At 73.1% G+C, this 20,029-nt stretch carries 15 protein-coding genes; 10 read left to right on the top strand and 5 right to left on the bottom strand.

The window, feature by feature from the left end:
* Positions 1 to 141 precede the first annotated feature (141 nt).
* The gene (locus ACWHYA_RS07680; protein WP_425943236.1) at positions 142 to 1,494 is read right to left on the bottom strand and encodes a sugar ABC transporter substrate-binding protein; all 1,353 of its coding nucleotides are present in this window, start codon (positions 1,492 to 1,494) and stop codon (positions 142 to 144) included.
* A gap of 330 nt (positions 1,495 to 1,824) precedes the next feature.
* On the opposite strand from ACWHYA_RS07680, the gene ACWHYA_RS07675 reads away from it, so the two are divergent.
* Both ACWHYA_RS07675 and ACWHYA_RS07670 read left to right on the top strand, forming a co-directional pair.
* Positions 1,825 to 2,907: an ABC transporter ATP-binding protein gene (locus ACWHYA_RS07675; protein ID WP_425943237.1), complete on the top strand. Its 1,083-nt coding sequence runs from the start codon at positions 1,825 to 1,827 to the stop codon at positions 2,905 to 2,907.
* 100 nt (positions 2,908 to 3,007) lie between these two features.
* Positions 3,008 to 4,258, top strand: a complete 1,251-nt coding sequence (locus ACWHYA_RS07670; RefSeq protein WP_425943238.1) for a DUF4032 domain-containing protein — start codon at positions 3,008 to 3,010, stop codon at positions 4,256 to 4,258.
* 19 nt (positions 4,259 to 4,277) lie between these two features.
* Here ACWHYA_RS07670 and rlmB read toward each other — a convergent pair whose 3' ends face one another.
* Together rlmB and cysS are read right to left on the bottom strand one after the other, a co-directional pair.
* Positions 4,278 to 5,237: a 23S rRNA (guanosine(2251)-2'-O)-methyltransferase RlmB gene (gene rlmB, locus ACWHYA_RS07665; protein WP_425943239.1), complete on the bottom strand. Its 960-nt coding sequence runs from the start codon at positions 5,235 to 5,237 to the stop codon at positions 4,278 to 4,280.
* Positions 5,238 to 5,255: 18 nt separating this feature from the next.
* A complete protein-coding gene (gene cysS, locus ACWHYA_RS07660) occupies positions 5,256 to 6,713 on the bottom strand; it encodes a cysteine--tRNA ligase (RefSeq protein ID WP_425943240.1) in 1,458 nt (485 codons plus the stop codon).
* 356 nt (positions 6,714 to 7,069) lie between these two features.
* Here cysS and ACWHYA_RS07655 point away from each other — a divergent pair, with 356 nt between their 5' ends.
* Positions 7,070 to 8,065, top strand: a complete 996-nt coding sequence (locus ACWHYA_RS07655) for a hypothetical protein (protein ID WP_425943241.1) — start codon at positions 7,070 to 7,072, stop codon at positions 8,063 to 8,065.
* A 365-nt stretch (positions 8,066 to 8,430) separates the two neighbouring features.
* Positions 8,431 to 9,090 (top strand): GOLPH3/VPS74 family protein, encoded by a 660-nt coding sequence (locus ACWHYA_RS07650; RefSeq protein WP_425943242.1) that lies wholly within the window; start codon positions 8,431 to 8,433, stop codon positions 9,088 to 9,090.
* A gap of 30 nt (positions 9,091 to 9,120) precedes the next feature.
* Here the strand turns inward: ACWHYA_RS07650 and ACWHYA_RS07645 are convergent, their stop codons facing one another.
* Positions 9,121 to 9,747 carry an MBL fold metallo-hydrolase gene (locus ACWHYA_RS07645; protein ID WP_425943243.1) on the bottom strand — a complete coding sequence of 209 codons (627 nt, stop codon included), beginning with the start codon at positions 9,745 to 9,747 and terminating at the stop codon, positions 9,121 to 9,123.
* On the bottom strand, positions 9,744 to 10,901 hold the full coding sequence (locus ACWHYA_RS07640) for an S-(hydroxymethyl)mycothiol dehydrogenase (protein WP_425943244.1): 1,158 nt from the start codon (positions 10,899 to 10,901) through the stop codon (positions 9,744 to 9,746). Before ACWHYA_RS07640 ends, ACWHYA_RS07645 begins: the two co-directional genes overlap by 4 nt.
* Before the next feature lie 105 nt (positions 10,902 to 11,006).
* Here ACWHYA_RS07640 and ACWHYA_RS07635 point away from each other — a divergent pair, with 105 nt between their 5' ends.
* The 6 genes from ACWHYA_RS07635 (at position 11,007) to ACWHYA_RS07610 (ending at position 20,016) form a co-directional block, all read left to right on the top strand.
* Positions 11,007 to 11,561: a DUF6328 family protein gene (locus ACWHYA_RS07635; protein ID WP_425943245.1), complete on the top strand. Its 555-nt coding sequence runs from the start codon at positions 11,007 to 11,009 to the stop codon at positions 11,559 to 11,561.
* Between the two features lie 311 nt (positions 11,562 to 11,872).
* Positions 11,873 to 15,817 (top strand): Pls/PosA family non-ribosomal peptide synthetase, encoded by a 3,945-nt coding sequence (locus ACWHYA_RS07630; protein WP_425943246.1) that lies wholly within the window; start codon positions 11,873 to 11,875, stop codon positions 15,815 to 15,817.
* Positions 15,814 to 17,157: a heparan-alpha-glucosaminide N-acetyltransferase domain-containing protein gene (locus tag ACWHYA_RS07625; protein WP_425943247.1), complete on the top strand. Its 1,344-nt coding sequence runs from the start codon at positions 15,814 to 15,816 to the stop codon at positions 17,155 to 17,157. Before ACWHYA_RS07630 ends, ACWHYA_RS07625 begins: the two co-directional genes overlap by 4 nt.
* The gene (locus ACWHYA_RS07620) at positions 17,154 to 17,828 is read left to right on the top strand and encodes a BPL-N domain-containing protein (protein ID WP_425943248.1); all 675 of its coding nucleotides are present in this window, start codon (positions 17,154 to 17,156) and stop codon (positions 17,826 to 17,828) included. The genes ACWHYA_RS07625 and ACWHYA_RS07620 overlap by 4 nt, the downstream gene beginning before the upstream one ends.
* Entirely contained in the window at positions 17,825 to 18,580 is a 756-nt protein-coding gene (locus ACWHYA_RS07615; RefSeq protein ID WP_425943249.1) for a 4'-phosphopantetheinyl transferase family protein, read from the top strand. Before ACWHYA_RS07620 ends, ACWHYA_RS07615 begins: the two co-directional genes overlap by 4 nt.
* Positions 18,574 to 20,016, top strand: a complete 1,443-nt coding sequence (locus tag ACWHYA_RS07610; protein WP_425943250.1) for a M1 family aminopeptidase — start codon at positions 18,574 to 18,576, stop codon at positions 20,014 to 20,016. The genes ACWHYA_RS07615 and ACWHYA_RS07610 overlap by 7 nt, the downstream gene beginning before the upstream one ends.
* Positions 20,017 to 20,029: the final 13 nt, after the last annotated feature.

Genomic DNA, 20,029 nt, shown 5'->3' with positions numbered 1-20,029 from the left:
TCTCCTCGTGAAGGACCGGAGGGGGAGGTATGCCGTGCGGGCGCGCCCCGAGGGGTGCGCACGCACGGCATACCACGCCTCGCCGGTGCGGGTGGGTGCCTCCCGGAGGCACCCACCCGCCGTGGCGGGATCAGGCCTGCGTCAGAGCGCGGCCTCGACCTCGGACTGCGCGGTGCCCAGACGCTCGGCCGGGTCGTTGCCGCTGACGATGTCGGCGGTCGCCTTGCCCAGCGGGCCCCAGACGGCGTTCATCTGCGGGATGTTCGGCATCGGCGTGCCACCCTCGGCGGCGGCGCCCCAGGCCTCGATGTCGGTGTTGCCCTCGGAGACCTGGTCGTAGGCCTCGACCAGGGCCGGCGGGCGGTCGCCCGCCTCGTAGAGCGAGACCTGCACGTCGGCGCGGCTGACGTACTCCTGGACGAAGGTCTGCGCGATCTGCGGGTTCTGCGACTCGGCGGAGACGTAGAAGCCCTGGACGCCCAGGAACGGGGTGGTCTCGCCGCCGTCCTCGAAGTCGGGGATCGAGGTGATCTCGTACTCGATGCCGGCGTCGACGACCTGCTGGACCGCCCACGGGCCGGAGACGAGGAACGCGGTGTTCTCCTCGACGAACTGCGGGATGGCGTTGGAGGGGTCGATGTTGACGCTCAGCGCCTCCTCCTGCCCCAGCCAGGCGATCTTCTCGCCGCCCTGGACGGTTTCCGGGGAGTCGATGATGACCTGGGTGGAGTCGAAGCCACCCTCCTCCAGCAGCGGGAAGATGCCGCCGCCGTAGGCTGCCAGGTAGGGGTACATGCTGTAGGCGTTACCCTCCTGGCCCAGCTCCTGGGCCATGACGAGCTCGGCCTCGCCGTCGGCGACCAGCTGCTTGCCGGTCTCCACGAGCGCCTCCATCGATTCGGGCTCCTCGGGGGCCAGGGCGGTGTTGCGGATGAGGGCGAGCGACTCCACGGAGTAGGGCACGCCGTAGACCTGGCCCTCGTAGGTGAAGGCCTCGACCGACTCGGGGGTGAACTGGCCGGCCAGGTCGGAGGACAGCTGGACGGGGGCGACGACGTTGTTCTGGACGAGTTCGCCCAGCCAGTCGTGCGCGCCGACCGCGATGTCCGGACCGGCGCCGGCGCCGACGGAGTCCTTGAACTGCTCGCGCAGGTTCTCGTTGGCGACCACCTGGAGGGTCACCGGCACGCCGGTCTCCTCCTCGAAGGTGGCGGCGACGTCCTCGAGCGCGGCGGCGCGCAGGTCGTCGGCCCAGATGACCAGGCTCGTCCCGTCGCTGGCGGCCGGGGGTGCAGCCTCGGAGGTGGCGGCGGCGTCGTCACCGGCGGCGGCGTCCTCGGTCTCGGTGTCGTCCTCGGCGGCCGCGTCGTCCTCGGCGGTCTCCTCGGCGGCGGTGGTGGGCTCGTCGGCGGTGTCGGCGGTGTCGCCGCCGCAGGCGGACAGCAGCAGGGCCGCCGCGCTGGCGATGGCGACCGCTCCGGTGGTGCGCTTCATGGTTCTCCTTCGAACTGTGGTGTTCCCAGGCCCGTGGCGCTCAGGACGGCCACGACGCCGGTACACGACGACCCGGGGAGACCGAGCCGCGACGTACGACCTCAGTATGGGGTCGCTGCGAAAGTTCTGCAAAATCTTGCAGCGCGGCGTCCGGCCCCGTGCTAGCGTGAGGACCGTCACCGGCAACGGCGCCGGGCACGCCATACCTTGTCGTCCGTCGTTCCCGCGCCGTTCCCGAAGACACCGCACGACGCCCGCCCGCACCCGCGGACGGGTTCCTTTACGACGGATCGTCCGGCACGTACCTGCCGGTGAAGGAAAGGCATACAGATGGCAACAGTGACGTTCGACGAGGCCACCCGCATCTACCCGGGGGCCGACTCCCCCTCGGTGGACAAGCTCAACATCGAGATCGCCGACGGTGAGTTCCTCGTCCTCGTGGGCCCCTCGGGCTGCGGCAAGTCGACCTCCCTCCGCATGCTGGCCGGCCTGGAGGAGGTGAACGGCGGTCGCATCCTCATCGGCGACCGCGACGTCACCCACATGCCGCCCAAGGACCGCGACGTGGCGATGGTGTTCCAGAACTACGCGCTCTACCCGCACATGACGGTGGCCGACAACATGGGCTTCGCCCTGAAGATCGCCGGCAAGCCCAAGGCCGAGATCCGCGAGCGCGTCGAGGAGGCCGCCAAGATCCTCGACCTGACCGACTACCTCGAGCGCAAGCCCAAGGCCCTCTCCGGTGGCCAGCGTCAGCGCGTGGCCATGGGCCGGGCCATCGTGCGCCAGCCGCAGGTCTTCCTCATGGACGAGCCGCTGTCGAACCTGGACGCCAAGCTGCGCGTGCAGACCCGCACCCAGATCGCCTCGCTGCAGCGGCGCCTGGGCGTCACCACCGTCTACGTCACCCACGACCAGGTCGAGGCCATGACGATGGGCGACCGGGTGGCGGTGCTCAAGGACGGCATCCTCCAGCAGGTGGACGCCCCCCGGCACATGTACGACCACCCGAACAACGTCTTCGTGGCCGGCTTCATCGGCTCCCCCGCGATGAACCTCATGACCGTCCCGGTCGCCGACGGCGGCGTCAAGCTGGGCGACTACGTGCACCCGGTGGACCGCGACATCCTCTCGCGGGCCGGCAGCGACGTCGTGCTGGGCGTGCGCCCGGAGGACCTGACCATCTCCGACTCCGGCCGCGGCCTGCCGATCGAGGTGGACGTGGTCGAGGAGCTCGGCGCGGACGCCTACATCTACGGCGAGCTGCCCGGTGCCGGCATCAACGACAAGCCGTTCATCGCCCGGGTCGACGGCCGCACGCCGCCGAAGAAGGGTGAGATCGTCCACTTCCAGCCCAAGGGCGACCACCTGCACCTCTTCCACACGGAGACCGGGGAGCGCCTCACGCAGTGACCGCGCTCCCGGTGCAGCGACCGCACCGGAGGGTATGACGTGGGCCGGGCGGCGCGAGCCGCCCGGCCCTCGTGCGCGCCGAGGGGCATACCCTCGTCCCATGGCCCTCGACATCACCGCCATCGCGCCGGATCCGGCCCTGCTGGACCTGCCGTGGGAGGTGCCCCTGGAGGACTGGCCCGAGCAGCACCTGGCCGCGCTCCCCCGGGGCATCTCGCGCCACGTCGTGCGCTTCGTGCGGCTGTCGGGGAAGGTGATGGCGGTCAAGGAGATCAGCGAGCCGCTCGCCCGGCGCGAGTTCCAGACCCTGCGCAACCTGCGGCGGCTGGACCAGCCGGCCGTGGAGCCGCTGGGCGTGGTGTCCGGGCGGCTGGACGCCGAGGGCAACCCGCTGGACGCCTGCCTGATCACCCGCCACCTGAAGTTCTCGCTGCCCTACCGGGCCGTCTTCTCCCAGCGGCTGCGGCCCGACACCGCGCGGCGCACGCTGGACGCGCTGGCCGTGCTGCTGGTGCGGCTGCACCTGTCCGGGTGCTTCTGGGGGGACGTGTCGCTGTCCAACACCCTCTTCCGCCGCGACGCCGGGGAGTACGCCGCCTACCTCGTCGACGCCGAGACCGCCGAGCTGCACCCGACGCTGTCGCACGGCCAGCGCGAGCACGACCTGTTCATCGCCCACGGCAACATCGCCGGGGAGCTGATGGACCTGGAGGCCGGCGGCCAGCTGGACGAGGGCGAGGACCCGATCGAGATCGCCAACCTCATCATGCACCGCTACGACCTGCTGTGGAACGAGCTGACCGGGGAGGAGCGCTTCGAGCGCGGCGACCGTTGGAGGGTGGACGAGCGGATCCGGCGGCTCAACAACCTCGGCTTCGACGTCGACGAGCTGGAGATGAGCACCGACGTCGACGGCACCCACATCCGGCTGCAGCCCAAGGTGGTCGACGCCGGCCACCACTCCCGGCGGCTGATGCACCTGACCGGCCTGGACGTGGAGGAGAACCAGGCCCGGCGCCTGCTCAACGACCTCGACTCCTACCGTGCCGCGACCGACCGGCAGAGCGAGGAGGACGAGGACATGGTCGCCCACGAGTGGCTCTCACGGATCTACGAGCCGGTCATCCGCTCGGTGCCCCGCGAGCTGCGCTCGAAGCTGGAGCCGGCGGAGTTCTTCCACGAGATCCTCGAGCACCGCTGGTACCTCTCCGAGCAGGCCGGCCACGACACCCCGATCGAGGACGCCGTGCGCGACTACCTGGAGACGGTGCTGCCGTCGCGGCCGGACGAGGTGGCCGTCGTCGGCGTGGACACCCAGGAGATCCCCATCCGGGCCCAGCTGGAGGACTGAGGGACCGAGGCCCTCCGCCCTACCGCAGCCGGCGCGAGCGGGTGATCTCGTAGAGCGCGACGGCCGTGGCGATGCCGGCGTTGAGCGACTCGGTGACCGCGGCGATCGGGATGGAGACGATCTGGTCGCATGTCTCGCGCACGAGCCGCGAGAGGCCCTTGCCCTCGGAGCCGACGACCACGACCAGCGGCTGGTCGGCCAGCTCAAGACCGGGCAGCTCGACATCGCCCTCGCCGTCCAGGCCGACGACGAAGAACCCGGCCTTGCGGTAGTCCTCCAGCGCCCGCGTCAGGTTGGTCGCCTGGGCCACGCGGACCCGGGCGGCGGCCCCGGCCGAGGTCTTCCAGGCGGCCGCGGTCATCCCGGCGGAGCGCCGGGCCGGCACGACGACCCCGTGGCCGCCGAACGCCCCGACCGAGCGCACGACGGCGCCCAGGTTGCGGGGGTCGGTGATCCCGTCGAGGGCGACGATGAGCGGCGTCCCGGGCAGCTCGGCGTCCAGCAGGTCCTCCGGGTGGGCGTACTCGTACGGCGGCACCTGCAGCGCGAGCCCCTGGTGGACCGCCCCGTCGGTGAGCCGGTCCATCTCGGTGCGCGGCGCCTCGAGGACGGCGATCCCGCGCTCGGTCGCCAGCGTGATGCTCTCCTTGACCCGGTCGTCGCTCTCCATCCGCGACCCGACATACAGGGTGCTCGCGGGCACGTGCGTGCGCAGCGCCTCCAGCACGCTGTTGCGGCCCACGACGATCTCGGTCGCGCCTCCCCGGCCCGGTCCCGCCCGGCGGGGTCCGCCCCGGCCGGCGCTCCTGGTGCCCGACGTGGCCCCGGCGCGGCGCGAGGCCACGTGACCCACCCGCTCCTCGGCCTTGGGGGTCGGTCCGCGGCCCTGGAGCTGCTTGCGGCGCTGACCGCCGGAGCCGACGACCATGCCCTTCTTGTTGCTCGTGCGCGCGTTGCGGCGCTGCTGGTTGCCGGCCATGGTGTTCTCGTCCTTCGTTCAGCGCAGCGACCAGCGGGCGCCGGCCGGGGTGTCCTCGATGACCACGCCGAGCGCGGTCAGGTGGTCGCGGATGGCGTCCGCGGTCGCGAAGTCCTTCTCGGCCCGGGCCCGGGCGCGGGCGTCGAGCCGCTCCTGCACCAGCGCGGCCAGCACCTCGGCGCCGCGGTCGTCCCCCGCGGCCCCGCCTCCCCAGGAGGGGTCGAGCGGGTTGGTGCCGAGCACGTCGAGCATCGCCAGCAGCTGCAGGAGGGTATGCCGCACCGCATCCGCGTCGCCCCCGGCACCGGCGGCGTCGAGGCCGCGGTTGCCGTCGCGCACCAGGCCGAACACGACAGCCAGCGCCTCCGGCACGTTGAGGTCGTCGTCGAGGGCGGCCCGGAAGTCGGCCGGGAAGGCCTCCTTCGCCGGCAGCGCTCGGGAGGCCTCGAGCAGCTCCTCGGGGGGCGACCCCAGCACCTCCCGGGCGCGCACGACATACCCCTCGATCCGTTCGACCGCGGCGAGCGCCTCGTCGAGGCTGTCGTCTCCGTACTCGATCGTGGACCGGTAGTGCGCGGCGCCGAGGTAGTGGCGCAGCACGAGCGGGCGCACGGTCTTGGTCAGCTCGGTGACGGCGAGGGCGTTGCCGAGGGACTTGCCCATCTTGGCGCCCTTGACCGTGACCCAGGCGTTGTGCAGCCAGTAGCTCGCGAAGTCGAGGCCGGCGGCGCGGGACTGGGCCTGTTCGTTCTCGTGGTGCGGGAAGCGAAGGTCCACGCCGCCGCCGTGGATGTCGAAGGCGTCGCCGAGGTACTTGCGCGCCATCGCCGAGCACTCCAGGTGCCAGCCCGGGCGGCCGCGCCCGTGGGGCGCCGGCCACGAGGCCGTCAGCGGCTCGCCGGGCTTGTGCCCCTTCCACAGCGCGAAGTCGCGCGGGTCGCGCTTGCCGCGGGGGTCGGCGTCGCCGGCGGGCTCCATGTCCTCGAGCCGCTGCCGGGTCAGCGACCCGTAGTCGGGCCAGGAGCGCACGTCGAAGTAGACGTCACCGCTGCCGTCCTCGGCGACGTACGCGTGCCCCCTCTCGACCAGGGCCTGCACCAGCTCGAGCTGCTCGGTGATGTGCCCGGTGGCGCGCGGCTCGTAGGTCGGTGGCAGGACTCCTAGCAGCTCCAGCGCCCGGGTGGTCTCCCGCTCGTGCTTGTAGGACCAGGCCCACCAGGGGCGCCCGGCGTCGGCCGCCTTGGTGAGGATCTTGTCGTCGATGTCGGTGACGTTGCGCACGAGCGTGACCTCGTAGCCGTGCCCGCGCTCGAGCCACCGGCGGAGGACGTCGAAGGCCACCGCGAACCGCACGTGCCCGATGTGCGGGCTGCCCTGGGTCGTGAGCCCGCAGATGTAGAGACCGACCCGACCGGGCTCGAGCGGCTCGAACGGCCGCAGCTGCCGGGTGGCGGTGTCGAAGAGGTGCAGGCTCACCCGCTCAAGGGTACCGGCGCGCCTCCCACCCGCTGACCTCCTGGCCCAGGGCCGCCCTGCGCCGGCCGACGGCACCGCCCCTGTCACTCTCCAGCCGGGCCCTACCCAACCGGCCACCCTCCCCAGCGGGCCACCCGCGTCGACCACCCACCCCTCACGATGAAGACAAGGCTCTGCACCTGATGCGCCGTCGAGAACGTTGTCTGCGGTGCATACTCTTGTCTGTCGTGGGGCCAGCTCGCTGGCAGGGCCCATCGGCTCGTCGTCCTGGCTGGTCTGGCACGGCACGGTGGCCCGTCCGGCCACCCTGTGGACGAGCTCGGAGCCGGCGGCCGCAGGAACGGCAGACTCGGCCCATGGACGAGGAGATCACCCGCCTGCTGCAGATGCAGGGCGGGGCGGCCAGCGGTCGCGAGCTGCAACGGGGCGGCTTCTCCCGCCGTTCGGTGGAGATCATGGTGCGGCGGGGGGAGCTGGTGCGGGTGCGCCGCGACGCGCTCGTCCTCGCCAGCGCTCTCGCGGGTTCCACCCCGTGGGAGAGACAGGCACTGGTCGCCCGGGCCGTAGGACGGAGCCTCGCAGCGACTGCGAGCGACAGCACGACGCACGCGTTGAGCCACGAGAGCGCGCTGATGGTGCACGGGTTGCCCTGGTTCGGGGAGGACGGGCTCATCCACCTGGTCCGCACCGACGGCCGACGAGGCCGGCGGGACGGGACCGTCTGGGTGCACCGGCCCGTGGACGCCCGATGGACGGTGGAGCTCGACGGCCTCGTGCTGGTGGCACCGGCGATGGCAGCCCTGCAGGTGGCAGCGACCCACGGTGCTGAGGCCGGACTGGTGGCTCTCGACGGTGTGCTGCATGCGGCGCAGGAGCAGGACAAGGAGGGTGACGGTCGTCCGGAGAACCCCGCCGCCGCCCAGGTGGGACAGGAGGTCGCGGAGGCTCTCGAGGAAGGCTTCGGGTCTGCCACCCCGACCGTCCGACTCGTCGTCGACCTGGCCGACGGCCGCGGTGAGTCCGCCGGCGAGAGCCGCACCCGGTGGCTGGTCCACGTCCTCGGACTCGGCCCGTGCATCCCGCAGTTCGTGGTCCACGACGGCGACCAGCTGGTGGGGATCGTCGACCTCAAGCTGGCCCGGTGGGACGTTCTGGTCGAGTTCGACGGGACCGGGAAGTACACCGGCCATGGGGCCCTCCTTGCCGAGAAGGACCGGGAGGACCGCCTTCGTGCCCTCGGGTACGAGGTGGTCAGGCTCCGGTGGGCCGACCTGGCCCGCCCGCACCTGGTCCGCCGCCGCCTCCTCGAGGCGATCGCCCGCGCCGAGGCCCGGTCGTCCGCGATCGGCTGAGATCGGAGTGGAGCAGCGGCCCGGTCGCACGGGACCCCGTGGCACCGGTGGCGCCGGCATGGACGCCGTGGCACGCGGACCGGTCGGCTGTCATCCATGAGAAGACCACGCCCGGACAAGGCTCTGCACCGGATGCACGATTCTCGACGGCGCATCCGGTGCACATCCTTGTCTGCTCGGAGGAGGCCCGGCGGCGGGAGCGGTCGGCCCGGCGCGGTCTATGGCCGGCCGTCCGCGAGCGCGCAGGTCACGACGCCCGGGAGCAGACGGCTTCCTCGCCTCCCCCCGCCGGATGAGGCGCCCCGGCCGCGCCTCCGACGAGGGACCGATGCGCAGCCGGCCGGCCGGCCCCTAACGTCGGGGTCATGCTCATCGCCGAAGAACTTCTTCTCGTCGGGACCTCCCCCGAGGGCCGCAGCCTGCTGGGCAGCTCCCGGACCGTCGTCCTCGGCGGGGCCCTGCTCACCGAGCTGGCCCTGCGGGAGCGGCTCAACGTCGACGACCGCAAGCGGCTGCGGATCCTCGACGGCGGCGCGATCGGCGAGCCCGTGCTCGACGAGGCCCTGGTCCGCTTCGCCGAGCGGGAGGGCAAGAAGCCCAAGGACGTGCTCGACCGCGTGGGCAAGAAGCTTCAGCAGCCCCTGCTCGACAGCCTCGTCCGTCGTGAGCTGGTCCGCCCCGAGCCGGTGACGGCGCTCGGGCTGAAGCTGACGACCCGGTGGCCGGCGCTCGTCACCGGCCCGCGGGACGCCGTCCTGGCGGACCTCGTCCAGGTCATCACGGGAGCCCGCGAACCGGACTCCCGAACCGGTGCGCTGATCTCGCTCCTGCACGCCGTCGAGGCCCTGCCCAAGGCGGTGACCAAGGAGATGCGACCCGGGATGACCAACGGGGAGGTCAAGCGCCGCGGCAAGGAGATCACCAAGGGACGGTGGGCGCCGGAGGCCGTGGCCAAGGCCGTGGAGGAGGCCACGACGGCCGTGATGGTGGTTGCGGTCACGGCCGGCGGCGCGAGCAGCGGCTGACCGGCGTCGCGCCGGCCCCGTCCGAGGAGGTCAGTGGCCGCGGTCGAGCCACTCCTGGCGGTGCGGCTTCTCCGCCCCGATCGTCGTCGTGCCGCCGTGCCCGGTGTGCACGACCGTCTCCTCCGGCAGCGTCAACAGCTTCTGGGTGATCGAGTCCACGATCGTCGGGAAGTCGCTGAACGAGCGCCCGGTCGCCCCCGGCCCGCCCTCGAACAGGGTGTCGCCGGAGAAGACGACGTCCATCTCGGGCACGAGGAAGCAGCACGCGCCGGGGCTGTGTCCCGGCGTGTGCAGCACGTGCAGCGTCACCCCGGCGACCTCGAAGGCCATTCCCTCCGCCAGGTCGCCGCCCGGGGAGACGTCGTGGACCCGGTCCCACAGCATCCGGTCGTCGGGGTGCAGGTAGGTCGTCGCGCCGGTGCGGCGGGCCACCTCGGGGGCGGCGTCGACGTGGTCGTCGTGACCGTGGGTCAGCAGCAGGGCCCGCACGGTCCGGCCGGCGACGGCGGCCACGATCGTGTCCGCGTCGTGCGGGGCGTCGACGACGATGCACTCCTCGTCGTCGCCGATCACCCACACGTTGTTGTCGACCTCCCAGGTGCCCCCGTCCAGGCTGAAGGTCCCGGTGGTGACGGCGTGGTCGATGCGCGCGTTCATGCGCCGGCCTCCTCGGTGGTGGACGTGCTGGTCCCGTCGGCGTCCGTGGTCGGGGTGGCCGCGTCGTCGACGATCACGACGGAGCGCAGCACCTCACCCGCGTGCATCTTCTCGAAGGCGGCCTCGACGTCGCCCAGGCCGATCGTCTCGCTGACGAAGTCGTCCAGGTTGAACCGGCCCTGCCGGTAGAGGTCGATGAGCATCGGGAAGTCGCGGGAGGGCAGTGCGTCGCCGTACCAGCTGGACTTCAGCGCCCCGCCCCGGCCGAAGACGTCGAGCAGCGGCAGGGTGATCTCCATCTCGGGCGTGGGCACGCCGACGAGCACGACCGTGCCGGCGAGGTCCCGGGCGTAGAAGGCCTGCTTGTAGGTCTCCGGACGGCCCACCGCGTCGATGACGACGTCGGCACCGTTGCCGCCGGTGAGCTCCTGGATCGCGGTCACCGGGTCGGTGCCGGAGGAGTTGACGGTGTGGGTGGCGCCGAAGGACCGCGCCGCCTCCAGCTTCCGGTCGTCGATGTCGACGGCGATGATCGTCGTGGCCCCGGCCAGGCGGGCCCCGGCGACCGCCGCGTCACCGACCCCGCCGCAGCCGATGACGGCGACCGAGTCGCCGCGGGTGACGTTGCCGGTGTTGACCGCCGCGCCGAAGCCGGCCATCACGCCGCAGCCCAGGAGACCGGCCGCCACGGCCGAGGCCTCCCGGTCCACCTTCGTGCACTGCCCGGCGTGGACCAGGGTCTTCTCCACGAAGGCCCCGATGCCCAGGGCCGGCGTCAGCTCCGTGCCGTCCTCGGCCAGCGTCATCCTCTGCGTGGCGTTGTGGGTGTTGAAGCAGTACCACGGCTCCCCCTTGGCGCACGCGCGGCAGTGCCCGCACACCGCCCGCCAGTTGAGCACGACGAAGTCGCCCGGTGCGACGTCGGTGACGCCCTCGCCCACGGCCTCGACGGTGCCCGCGGCCTCGTGCCCGAGGAGGAAGGGGAACTCGTCGTTGATGCCGCCCTCGCGGTAGTGCAGGTCGGTGTGGCAGACGCCGCACGCCTCGACCTTGACCACCGCCTCACCGGGTCCCGGGTCGGGCACGACGACGTCGACGACCTCGACGTCGGCCCCCTTCCTGCGGGCGATGACACCCTTGACGGTGCTGGGCACGACAACCTCCTGGTCACGGGGAACGGTGCCCCCAGCCAACCCCGCCGCGGGGCGCGACGCAAGTGACGGCTGGACGAGCGCACGCGCCCGGGCCACAGTGGTCGCATGGCCCGGCAGCCCGACCCCTCCACCCGGGGCGAGCCGGCGACCCACGGACGGCGCGAGTCCCCCGACGACCGGCACGAGTCCCACGACGAGCGGATGGACCGCAACTTCGTGGAGCTGCTGCAGGAGCTGCGCGTGCTGCAGACCGGTACCCAGATCCTGGCGGGCTTCCTCATGACCCTGCCGTTCCAGGCGCGCTTCCCGGACCTGAGCCTGGAGCACCGCACGGTCTTCCTCGTGGCGATCGTGCTGGCGTTCCTGACCACGGTGCTGCTCGTCGGACCCGTGAGCCTGCACCGGGCCCTGTTCCGGCAGCACCGCAAGGACGACCTCGTCGAGGTCTCCCACCGGATGACCCGGGTCGGCCTCGTCACCCTCGGACTGACCATGACGGCGGTGCTCGTGCTCATCTTCGGGGTGGTGCTGGGTCGGACCGCGGGGTATGCCGCCGGCACCGCGGCGCTGCTGGTGTTCGGCTCCCTGTGGTGGGCCCTGCCGGCACGGATGCGGGCCCGACCCCGGTCGGCCGGTCCGCCGGGCTCACCACGCCGCTGACCCCGTCAGGGGAGCGGGGACTGTTGACCGCGAGGACCTCGCTCGGTCACGCTATGGTCAAGTTTCGGTAAACCCCTGGTAAAGCAGACGGGGCCGGGGGCGAAGTCCGTCAAGGGGACGCAGTGGTCACCACAGACATGTCAGGACATCGCAGGACCTCCGACGGGGGGCTCCGGGAGCATTCCGGACCGGAGCACCCGCCGCGCACGCGCCTGTCCACGAGGTTCTCACCCACGGAGCTTCCGCGGGCGTCCTCCTCGCCCACCCGGCACGTGCTCATGTCGGGTGTCCGACCTCCGTTGCGCACGCGGATGCACCACTACTTCGAGGCCAGCTGCGACCGGTGTCCCGACGCGGTGGCCCTGGAGTGGGAGGGCGGCCGTTCCACCTACGCCGAGCTGGACGCCGACGCCAACCGACTGGCGCACCACCTCGTCGCGCTCGGCGTGCGCCCCGGCGGGCGGGTGGGACTCATGGTCCCCCGCTCGCGGGACCTGTACGTCGCGCTGCTCGGCGTCCAGAAGGCCGGTGCGGCGTGGGTGCCCGTCGACACCGACTCACCGCCCGACCGGGTGCGCTTCGTGACCGAGGATGCCGCGGTCGTCCTGATGGTCACCGTGGAGGACCTGGCCGACCGGCTGGCCGGCTCGCCGGTGCCCGTCCTGTGCGTCGACGGGGTCGCCGAACGGCTCGCGGTGCTCGACCGGCCCGCCGGGCGGCCGGAAATCACCGTCGACGGCGACCCGACCGCCTACGTCATCTACACCTCGGGGTCCAGCGGTACCCCGAAGGGCGTGGACGTGGCCCAGTCCAGCATCTGCAACTTCATCCACGTCATCACCGAGGTGTACGACGTCCGCGCCTCCGACCGCGTCTACCAGGGCATGACGATCTCCTTCGACTTCGCGATCGAGGAGGTGTGGCCGACCTGGGCCGCGGGCGCGACCCTGGTGGCCGGACCCACCGACGGACGTCGGGTCGGTGCAGGCCTGACCGCGTTCCTCGAGGACCACCACATCACGTTGCTCTACTGCGTGCCGACGGTGCTGTCCACGGTCGAGCGGACCGTGCCCTCGATCCGTGGACTCCTCGTCGGGGGCGAGGCCTGTCCTGCAGAGCTGGTCGAGCGCTGGGCCCCGGGGCGGTGGATGCTGAACACCTACGGCCCGACCGAGGCGACCGTCACCTGCGTCTGGAGCGTCCTCCTGCCGGGCCGTCCGGTGACCATCGGGGTCCCGGTCCCCACGTACACCGCGGTGATCCTGGACGAGGACCTGCAGCCGGTGCCGGAGGGGGAGGTCGGCGAGCTGTGCGTGGGCGGGCCGGGGGTGGCCCGCGGGTACCTCAACCGGCCGGAGCTGACCGCCGAGCGGTTCATCAAGGACCCCACCGACCCCGGCGGCGGCCGCATCTACCGCACGGGCGACCTGGCCAGAGTCCAGGAGGACGGCGAGATCGTCTACCTCGGACGGGCCGACGCCGAGGTCAAGATCCGGGGGCACCGGGTGGACCTGGGTGAGATCGAGAGCGTCATCATGCGGGACGAGGACGTGCCCAGCGCCGCCGTCAGGCCGCTGCGCTCCGAGGTCGGGGACGACCTGGCCGGCTACCTCGTGCTGCCGGGCGCCACCGACGCGCGGGCGGCGCAGCAGGTGATTACCCGGGTCCACCAGGCCCTGCGCGCCTCGCTGCCGCCCTACATGGTCCCGTCCTACCTCGAGCAGGTCGACGAGCTGCCCATGCTGCCCAGCGGCAAGGTGGACCGCCCGGCCCTGCCCGAGCCCCGGACCGGGCGGCTGGTGGGTGGCGACGGGGACCTCGTCCCCCCGGCCACCCCCACCGAGCGGTGGGTGCAGGAGGTGTGGGCGGAGACCTTCCGGCTCGACCCCGAGCAGCTGTCCGTGACCGCCAACTTCTTCGGCGACCTGGCCGGGCACTCCCTCCTGGCCGCGACCGTCACCTCGCGGCTGCGCACCGACCCCCGTGGCGCGTCGATGTCCGTGATCGACCTCTACGCCTCCCCGACCGTCCGGGAGCTGGCGACCCGGCTCGACGCCGGGCTCCTGGTGCGGCAGGACGGGCAGGTCGAGGAGGCGGACCCGCAGCGCCGGTCGGCACGCCGCAGGCTGGCCTCGAGCCTGCAGGTGGCCACCTTCGGAGCCGTCCAGCTGGCGTGCATCTTCGCCCTGCTCACCCTGACCTTCCTCCCGGTCTCGCTGATCTACTGGTGGCACGGGGGCGTCCCCTCCTCCGCCATGGTCCGTCAGCTCGCTCTGCTCTTCGCCTTCGTCTACCTCGGCGAACGGTGGCTGCTCCCCCTGGTGGTAGCCCGGGTCGTCGGGCGGGGACTCGTCGAGGGCACCCACCCGCTGTACGGGTGGACACACCTGCGGGTCTGGATCGTGGCCAAGGCGATGTCCCTCTCGCCGCTCGGCAACCTGGCCGGCTCCGCCTTCGCCCCCGCCTACCTGCGGGCCGCCGGGGCCCGGATCGGGGCGGAGTGCCACCTCGGCAGCGCCCAGGTGGCGCTTCCGGGCCTGGTGGAGCTGCAGGACCGGGTGACCGTCGGCTACGCCACCCACCTGCAGGGCTACGACGTGCGCGGCGGGCGGCTCCACCTCGGGCGGGTGCGCCTGGGGACGGGGTCGACGGTCGCCGCCAACTGCGTGCTGGTCGGCCCCTGCGCCGTGGGTCCCCGGACGGTGCTGCGGGAGCAGTCCTCGCTACGGCCCGGTCAGTCGACCGGTGAGGCCGAGGCCTGGCAGGGCTCCCCGTCGGTCCGGCTGAGCTCGGTGGGCGACCCCGTCTTCGAGGTCATGGCCGGGTGCGAGCACGCCCCGCGCACGTGGGCGCCCCCCCTGCGGGCACGCTTCGCGCTGGGCCTGGTCGCCCTCGAGCTCACCCCCCTGGTCGCCCTGCTCCCGGTGGTGGCGCTGGTGTGGTGGACGCTGCTGTCCGGGCCGGAGATCTGGGCCCTCGTGGTCACGGCCGCGACCGGGCCGGTGTTCGTGGTCACCGCCTGCCTGCTCATCCTGGCCCTGCGGCGATTCGGCCTCCCCCAGGCGCCCGTGGGGATCCACCACCTGCGCTCCCGGCTCGGGGTGGAGAAGTGGTTCGCCGACAAGCTGCTCGAGGCCAGCCTGCTGCTGACCAACTCCCTCTACTCCACCCTGTACACCGCACCCTGGCTGCGTCAGCTGGGGGCCCACATCGGCCCACGGGCCGAGGTCTCCACCATCGCCAACATCGACCCCGACCTGCTGACCATCGGGGAGGAGTCCTTCGTCGCCGACATGGCCAGCGTCGGCAGCGCCACGTACTGCAACGGTCACGTGGCCTTCCGGACCACGACCGTGGGGCGCCGGTCGTTCGTCGGCAACGCCGCCTTCGTCCCCTCGGGCACCCACCTGGGCGACGACTCGCTGATCGGTGTCGGCTCGGTGCCCCCGGCCGCCGGGGTGCCCGCCGGCAGCTCGTGGCTGGGCAACCCGCCCATCTTCCTGCCCAGGCGCGAGCTCTACGAGAACTTCGGCGACGAGCAGACCTACCGCCCCCCGCGGCGCAAGGTGGTGGCCCGCTACCTGGTCGAGGCGGTCCGGATCACGCTGCCCGCATCCCTCCTGGCCGTCTCGCTCTTCGCCACCCTGCACCTGGCCTCGATCGCCGCCGGCGCGGGTGCCCCCTGGTGGCTGGTCGCCATCACGGTGCCGGGCGCCGCGCTCCTGTCCGGCCTGGGCGTCGTGATCCTCGTGGCGCTGTTGAAGTGGGCGCTGGTCGGACGCTACCGGCCCCGGGTGGAGCCGCTGTGGAGCTCCTTCGTCCGGCGCACCGAACTGGTGACCGGTGTCTACGAGACGGCCGCCGTCCCCGCCCTGCTCACGCTGCTGACCGGCACCCCCATGCTCGGCCCGCTGCTGCGGCTCTACGGGGTGCACGTCGGTCGGCGCACCCTGGTGGAGACCACCTACCTCACCGAGTTCGACCTGGTGCGGATCGGCGACGAGAGCGTGGTGGGCCCGGACGTGTCCCTGCAGACCCACCTCTTCGAGGACCGGGTGATGAAGATGGGCACCGTCGAGCTGGGCCGCCGGACCGACCTCGGCACCCGGGCGGTGGTGCTCTACGACGCCCACGTCGGCGAGGAGGCCCAGCTGGCGCCGCTGTCCCTGGTCATGAAGGGGGAGTCGCTGCCGGCCGCCACCCGCTGGGCAGGGATCCCGGCCCAGCCGTTCGGCCGGACGGGGTCGCCGCCGTGACCGTGACCCGGACGGCCGGGCCGAAGGCCGTGGGCGCGGACGGGCGTGCCCCCGGCGTGCACCCGGGCGAGCCGTCCCCGGGCGAGCACCTCGACGCGCTGCCCCACGACTGCGAACCGCAGACCCACGAGCCCGGGGCCGACCCGTCGCGGCTGGTGGGCCGCCTGGCGGGCGTGGACGTGGCGCGGGGCCTGGCCCTGCTCGGGATGTTCGCCGTGCACGTCTACCCCGCCGGCACCCCGGAGGGAGACGTCAGCCTCCCCTGGGCACTGGCCTCCGGACGGTCCTCGGCGCTCTTCGCGGTCCTGGCCGGCATCGGGCTGGCGTTCATGACGGGGCGACGCCGCCGCGTCACGCTCGGCACCCTCCCGCGCCGTGCCCGCGTGCCCGTGATCCGCGGCGTGCTCATCACCCTGGTGGGTCTGCTCCTCGGCGCCGCCGTCGGGACCGAGCATCTGCTGGTCATCCTTCCCTACCTCGGTGTCATGTTCGTGCTGGCGCTCCCGCTCCTCATGCTCAGACCGCCCGTGCTGATCGCGCTGTGGGCGGCCTGGTGCGTGGCCGGGCCGGTCGCCAGCCACTGGCTGCGCCGAGGTGCCGACCTGCCCGACGCCTCCAACCTGACGGTTCCGGAGGTGCTCGCCGGTCCGGAGGAGGCCCTGACGACCGTGCTGCTGTCCGGTTCCTTCCCCGCCCTCACCTGGATGGCCTACCTGTGCCTCGGCATCGGCGTCGGACGGCTGGAGCTGGGGTCCCGGCGCGTCGCCGTGCTGCTCACGGTCTCGGGCACCCTGGTGGCCGCGTCCGCCTCCGTCCTGTCCGCCCTGCTGCTCGGCCCGCTCGGGGTCAGGGACAGGTTGGCGGACGAGGCGGTGGGGAGGATGAGCCTGCAGGAGTTCACCGACCGGCTGATGTGGGGCGGCGACGGAACGGCTCCCACCGACACCTGGTGGTGGCTGGCCACGGCCGCCCCGCACTCGGGCACGCCGCTGGACCTCGTCAGCACCAGCGGCGTGGCGCTGGCCGTGCTGGGCGTCTGCCTGGTGCTCGCGCACGCCTTCCACGGTGCCCTGGACGTGGTGGCGACCCCCGGAAGCATGACGCTGACCCTCTACACCGCGCACGCCCTGCTCCTGCCCATCACGGACTCCCGGTGGGCGGCGTCGGTGGAGTTCACCGTCCACGTGGTCGCCCTGACGGTGTTCGCCCTCCTCTGGCACCGCCGCTTCCCCCGTGGGCCCCTGGAGGGTGCCGTGTGGTGGGCGGCCTCGGGAGTGTTCGCCCGCCGCGCCGCCCGGGGCCGGCACCGCCCCGGCCGGCCCCAGGGCACGGGAGGATGACTCCCGGTGCGCGCCGGCGCCGGGTCGTCCTCGTCTACCGGGGTCCTGCCAGCCTGCCGGGGTGCGCCGAGGCGGTGGCGCAGACCGTCGTGGCCGCGGGGCTGGTCCCCCGCTTCGTCGGACCGCACGAACGCCTGCCCCTGGACGTGAGGGCCCTCTCCGGCGCGGCGGCCTACGCCCAGCCCGGCGGGGACGAGCTGGACCGGGCGTGGCCCCTGCTCCGCGGGGTCGCCCCGACGATCAGGGACTACGTGTCGGGAGGGGGCGCCTACCTGGGCTACTGCCTGGGCGCCTACCTGGCCGACCACGACCCGGGGTTCGGACTGCTTCCTGGTGACACGGACCAGTACACCGCCGCACCCTCGGCCACGGTCCGCGACGGCCGCGACACCGTCGTGGCGGTGCGCTGGCGCGGCCGGACCCGCAGGGTGTACTTCCAGGACGGCGCCGCCGTGCACCTGCGGCCGGACGCAGACGCGCAGGTGCTGGCGCGCTACGACGACGGGCCGGTGGCGGCGGTCGTCTGCCGCTACGGCCGTGGCCGGGTGGGAGTGCTCGGCCCGCACCCCGAGGCCACCCGCGACTGGTTCACCGACGCCGGACTGGATCCGCCCTCGCCCCTCGCCACGGACCTGGCCGTCGACCTCCTCCTGGCCACCCTGGGCCGATGAGGGTTCCGGTCTTCCACGCCACCGTCCGGGACGGGGACGACGTGGTCCGGCTGCTGGCCGGGGACGACGTGGCCCGGCGACGGGGGTGCAGGATCACCGACCCCCGACATCGGGACGCACACCTCACCGGACAGGTGCTCCTGCAGGTCGTGGTGGCCCCGCTGGTCGGCCTCGCGCCGGGCCGGCTCGTCCTCGACCGGACGTGCCGGCGGTGCGGCGGGCCCCACGGGAAACCGCGGGTGCCCGGAGCGGACCTCGATCTCAGCCTCACGTACGCGGGAGGGACGGTGCTGCTCGCGGTCTCCCCCCGGCACCGCCCGCTCGTCGGTCTCGACGCCGAGCCGCGGCGGCCTCCACCCGGGCTCGCGGCGGACCCCGCGGGGGACGGGACGCTCGCCCGCGAGGTCCTGGGACCCACCGAGCACCGCGAGTGGCTGGCCCTGCCCGCGGGTGCGCGGAGCACCGCCCTGGTGCGCTGGTGGACGCGCAAGGAGGCGGTGCTCAAGGCGCTCGGCCACGGCCTGTCGGTGCCGCCACGAGCGCTGCGGGTCTCACCCCCGGGAGGGCCTCCCCGCCTCCTGGCGTGGGACGCGGACCTGGCCGGCGCCGACCTCGCCGACCCGGTCGCCCTGGCCGACGTCGACCTGCCCACCGTGGCCGGAACCCTGGCCGCCGTGGGTGTGACCACGGTGGAACCTGACCTCCAGGACGCCGACCCCCGCCTCTCAGCCGCTAGTCTCACCCGGTGGTGACACGCTCCTCCCACCTCCTCGGGACCGTGGTCCTCCTGGGCGCGGTCGCCACCGGGTGCGCGACGACGACGCCGACGACACCACCCACGACACCCACGACACTCGAGCCGTCCGGTCCGACCTGGCCGGACCCTCCGGCGGACCGACCCGTGGTCGAGCTCGCCCTCGAGGTCGCCGAGGACCTGGCCAGCGCCACCGGGACCGAACGGGTGTCCTTCACGCCCGGGGCGCGGGTCTGCGAGGTGGTGTTCCGCGCCTGGCCCAACAAGCCGTTCACCGCCGCGACGGGCAACGCCCTCACCGTCCTCGACGCCACCGTGGACGGTGCCGAGGTCACCGTGCGCACGGAGCCGGGGGGCGCCCCGCCGGACAGTCCGGGCACCCTGGTCACCCTCCCGCTGGCGGAGTGCACCGCTGCGGGCCAGACCCTGGACGTCGAGCTCTCGTTCAGCGTCGAGCTCGGCGAGGGCACCGACGAGCGGATCGGGTACTCGGCCCGGGAGGAGGTCGCGTGGCTCGGCACGGCATACCCGTTGCTCGCCTGGGACGGCGCCGGGTGGGCCCTGGACGACGCCGTCCCGGTCCCCGGGGAGACGACCACCAGCACCGCCTTCGAGCTCGCCTCGCTGGTCGTCAGGGCACCGTCCAGGTTCGAGGTGACGGGGGTGGGTGCACCGGCACCGGCCGTCCAGCGCGCCGACGGGACGACCGAGCACCGCTTCTCGGCCCCCGTCGTGCGGGACGTCACCGTCACCGTGGGCGAGCTCGACCTGGTCCGGGAGTCGGCGGACGGACTCACGGTCGTCGTGGCCGTCCCCGCCGGAGGAAGCCGGGCGCCGGCCACCGAGTGGGCCCAGGAGGTCCTCGACGCCGCCGCGGACCTTTCAGACCACTTCGGACCGGTGCCCTACGACGAGCTGTGGGTCAGCGTCCTGCCGGGGGTCACCGACGGCGTGGAGTACTCGGGCGCGATCCAGTTCGGTGACGTAGACCCCCGAGGGGAGCGCTGGCTGCTCGTCCACGAGGTGGCCCACCAGTGGTTCTACGGGCTCGTCGGCAACAACCAGGCGCGGGACCCGTGGATGGATGAGGCTTTCGCGAACTACGCCGAGCACCTCGTGTCCGGGGACGACGACCCGACCGAGGACGCGGTGGGGGTGCCCGGCGCCGTGGGGCGCCCGATGGAGTTCTTCGCCGACCGCCGGCAGCCCGGCCGCACCTACGTCGACACCGTCTACCTCGACGGAGGCCGGGCCCTCGTCCAGGCCCGTCGGGCCGTGGATCCGGACGCGTTCGACGAGGCGGTGCGCCGTTACCTCGCGGAGAACGCCCACGCCGTCGCGTCCCCGGACGACCTCGTCGACGCGCTGGCCGGCCTCCCGGTGGCGGTGCAGGTCCTCCGGGACCGGGGCGCGCTTCCCCCCGAGGGCCGCTAGGCCGGTCCGGCGT

The sequence above is a fragment of the Ornithinimicrobium carbonis genome (assembly GCF_977012275.1).
This window is presented reverse-complemented; position numbering and strand designations above follow the sequence as displayed.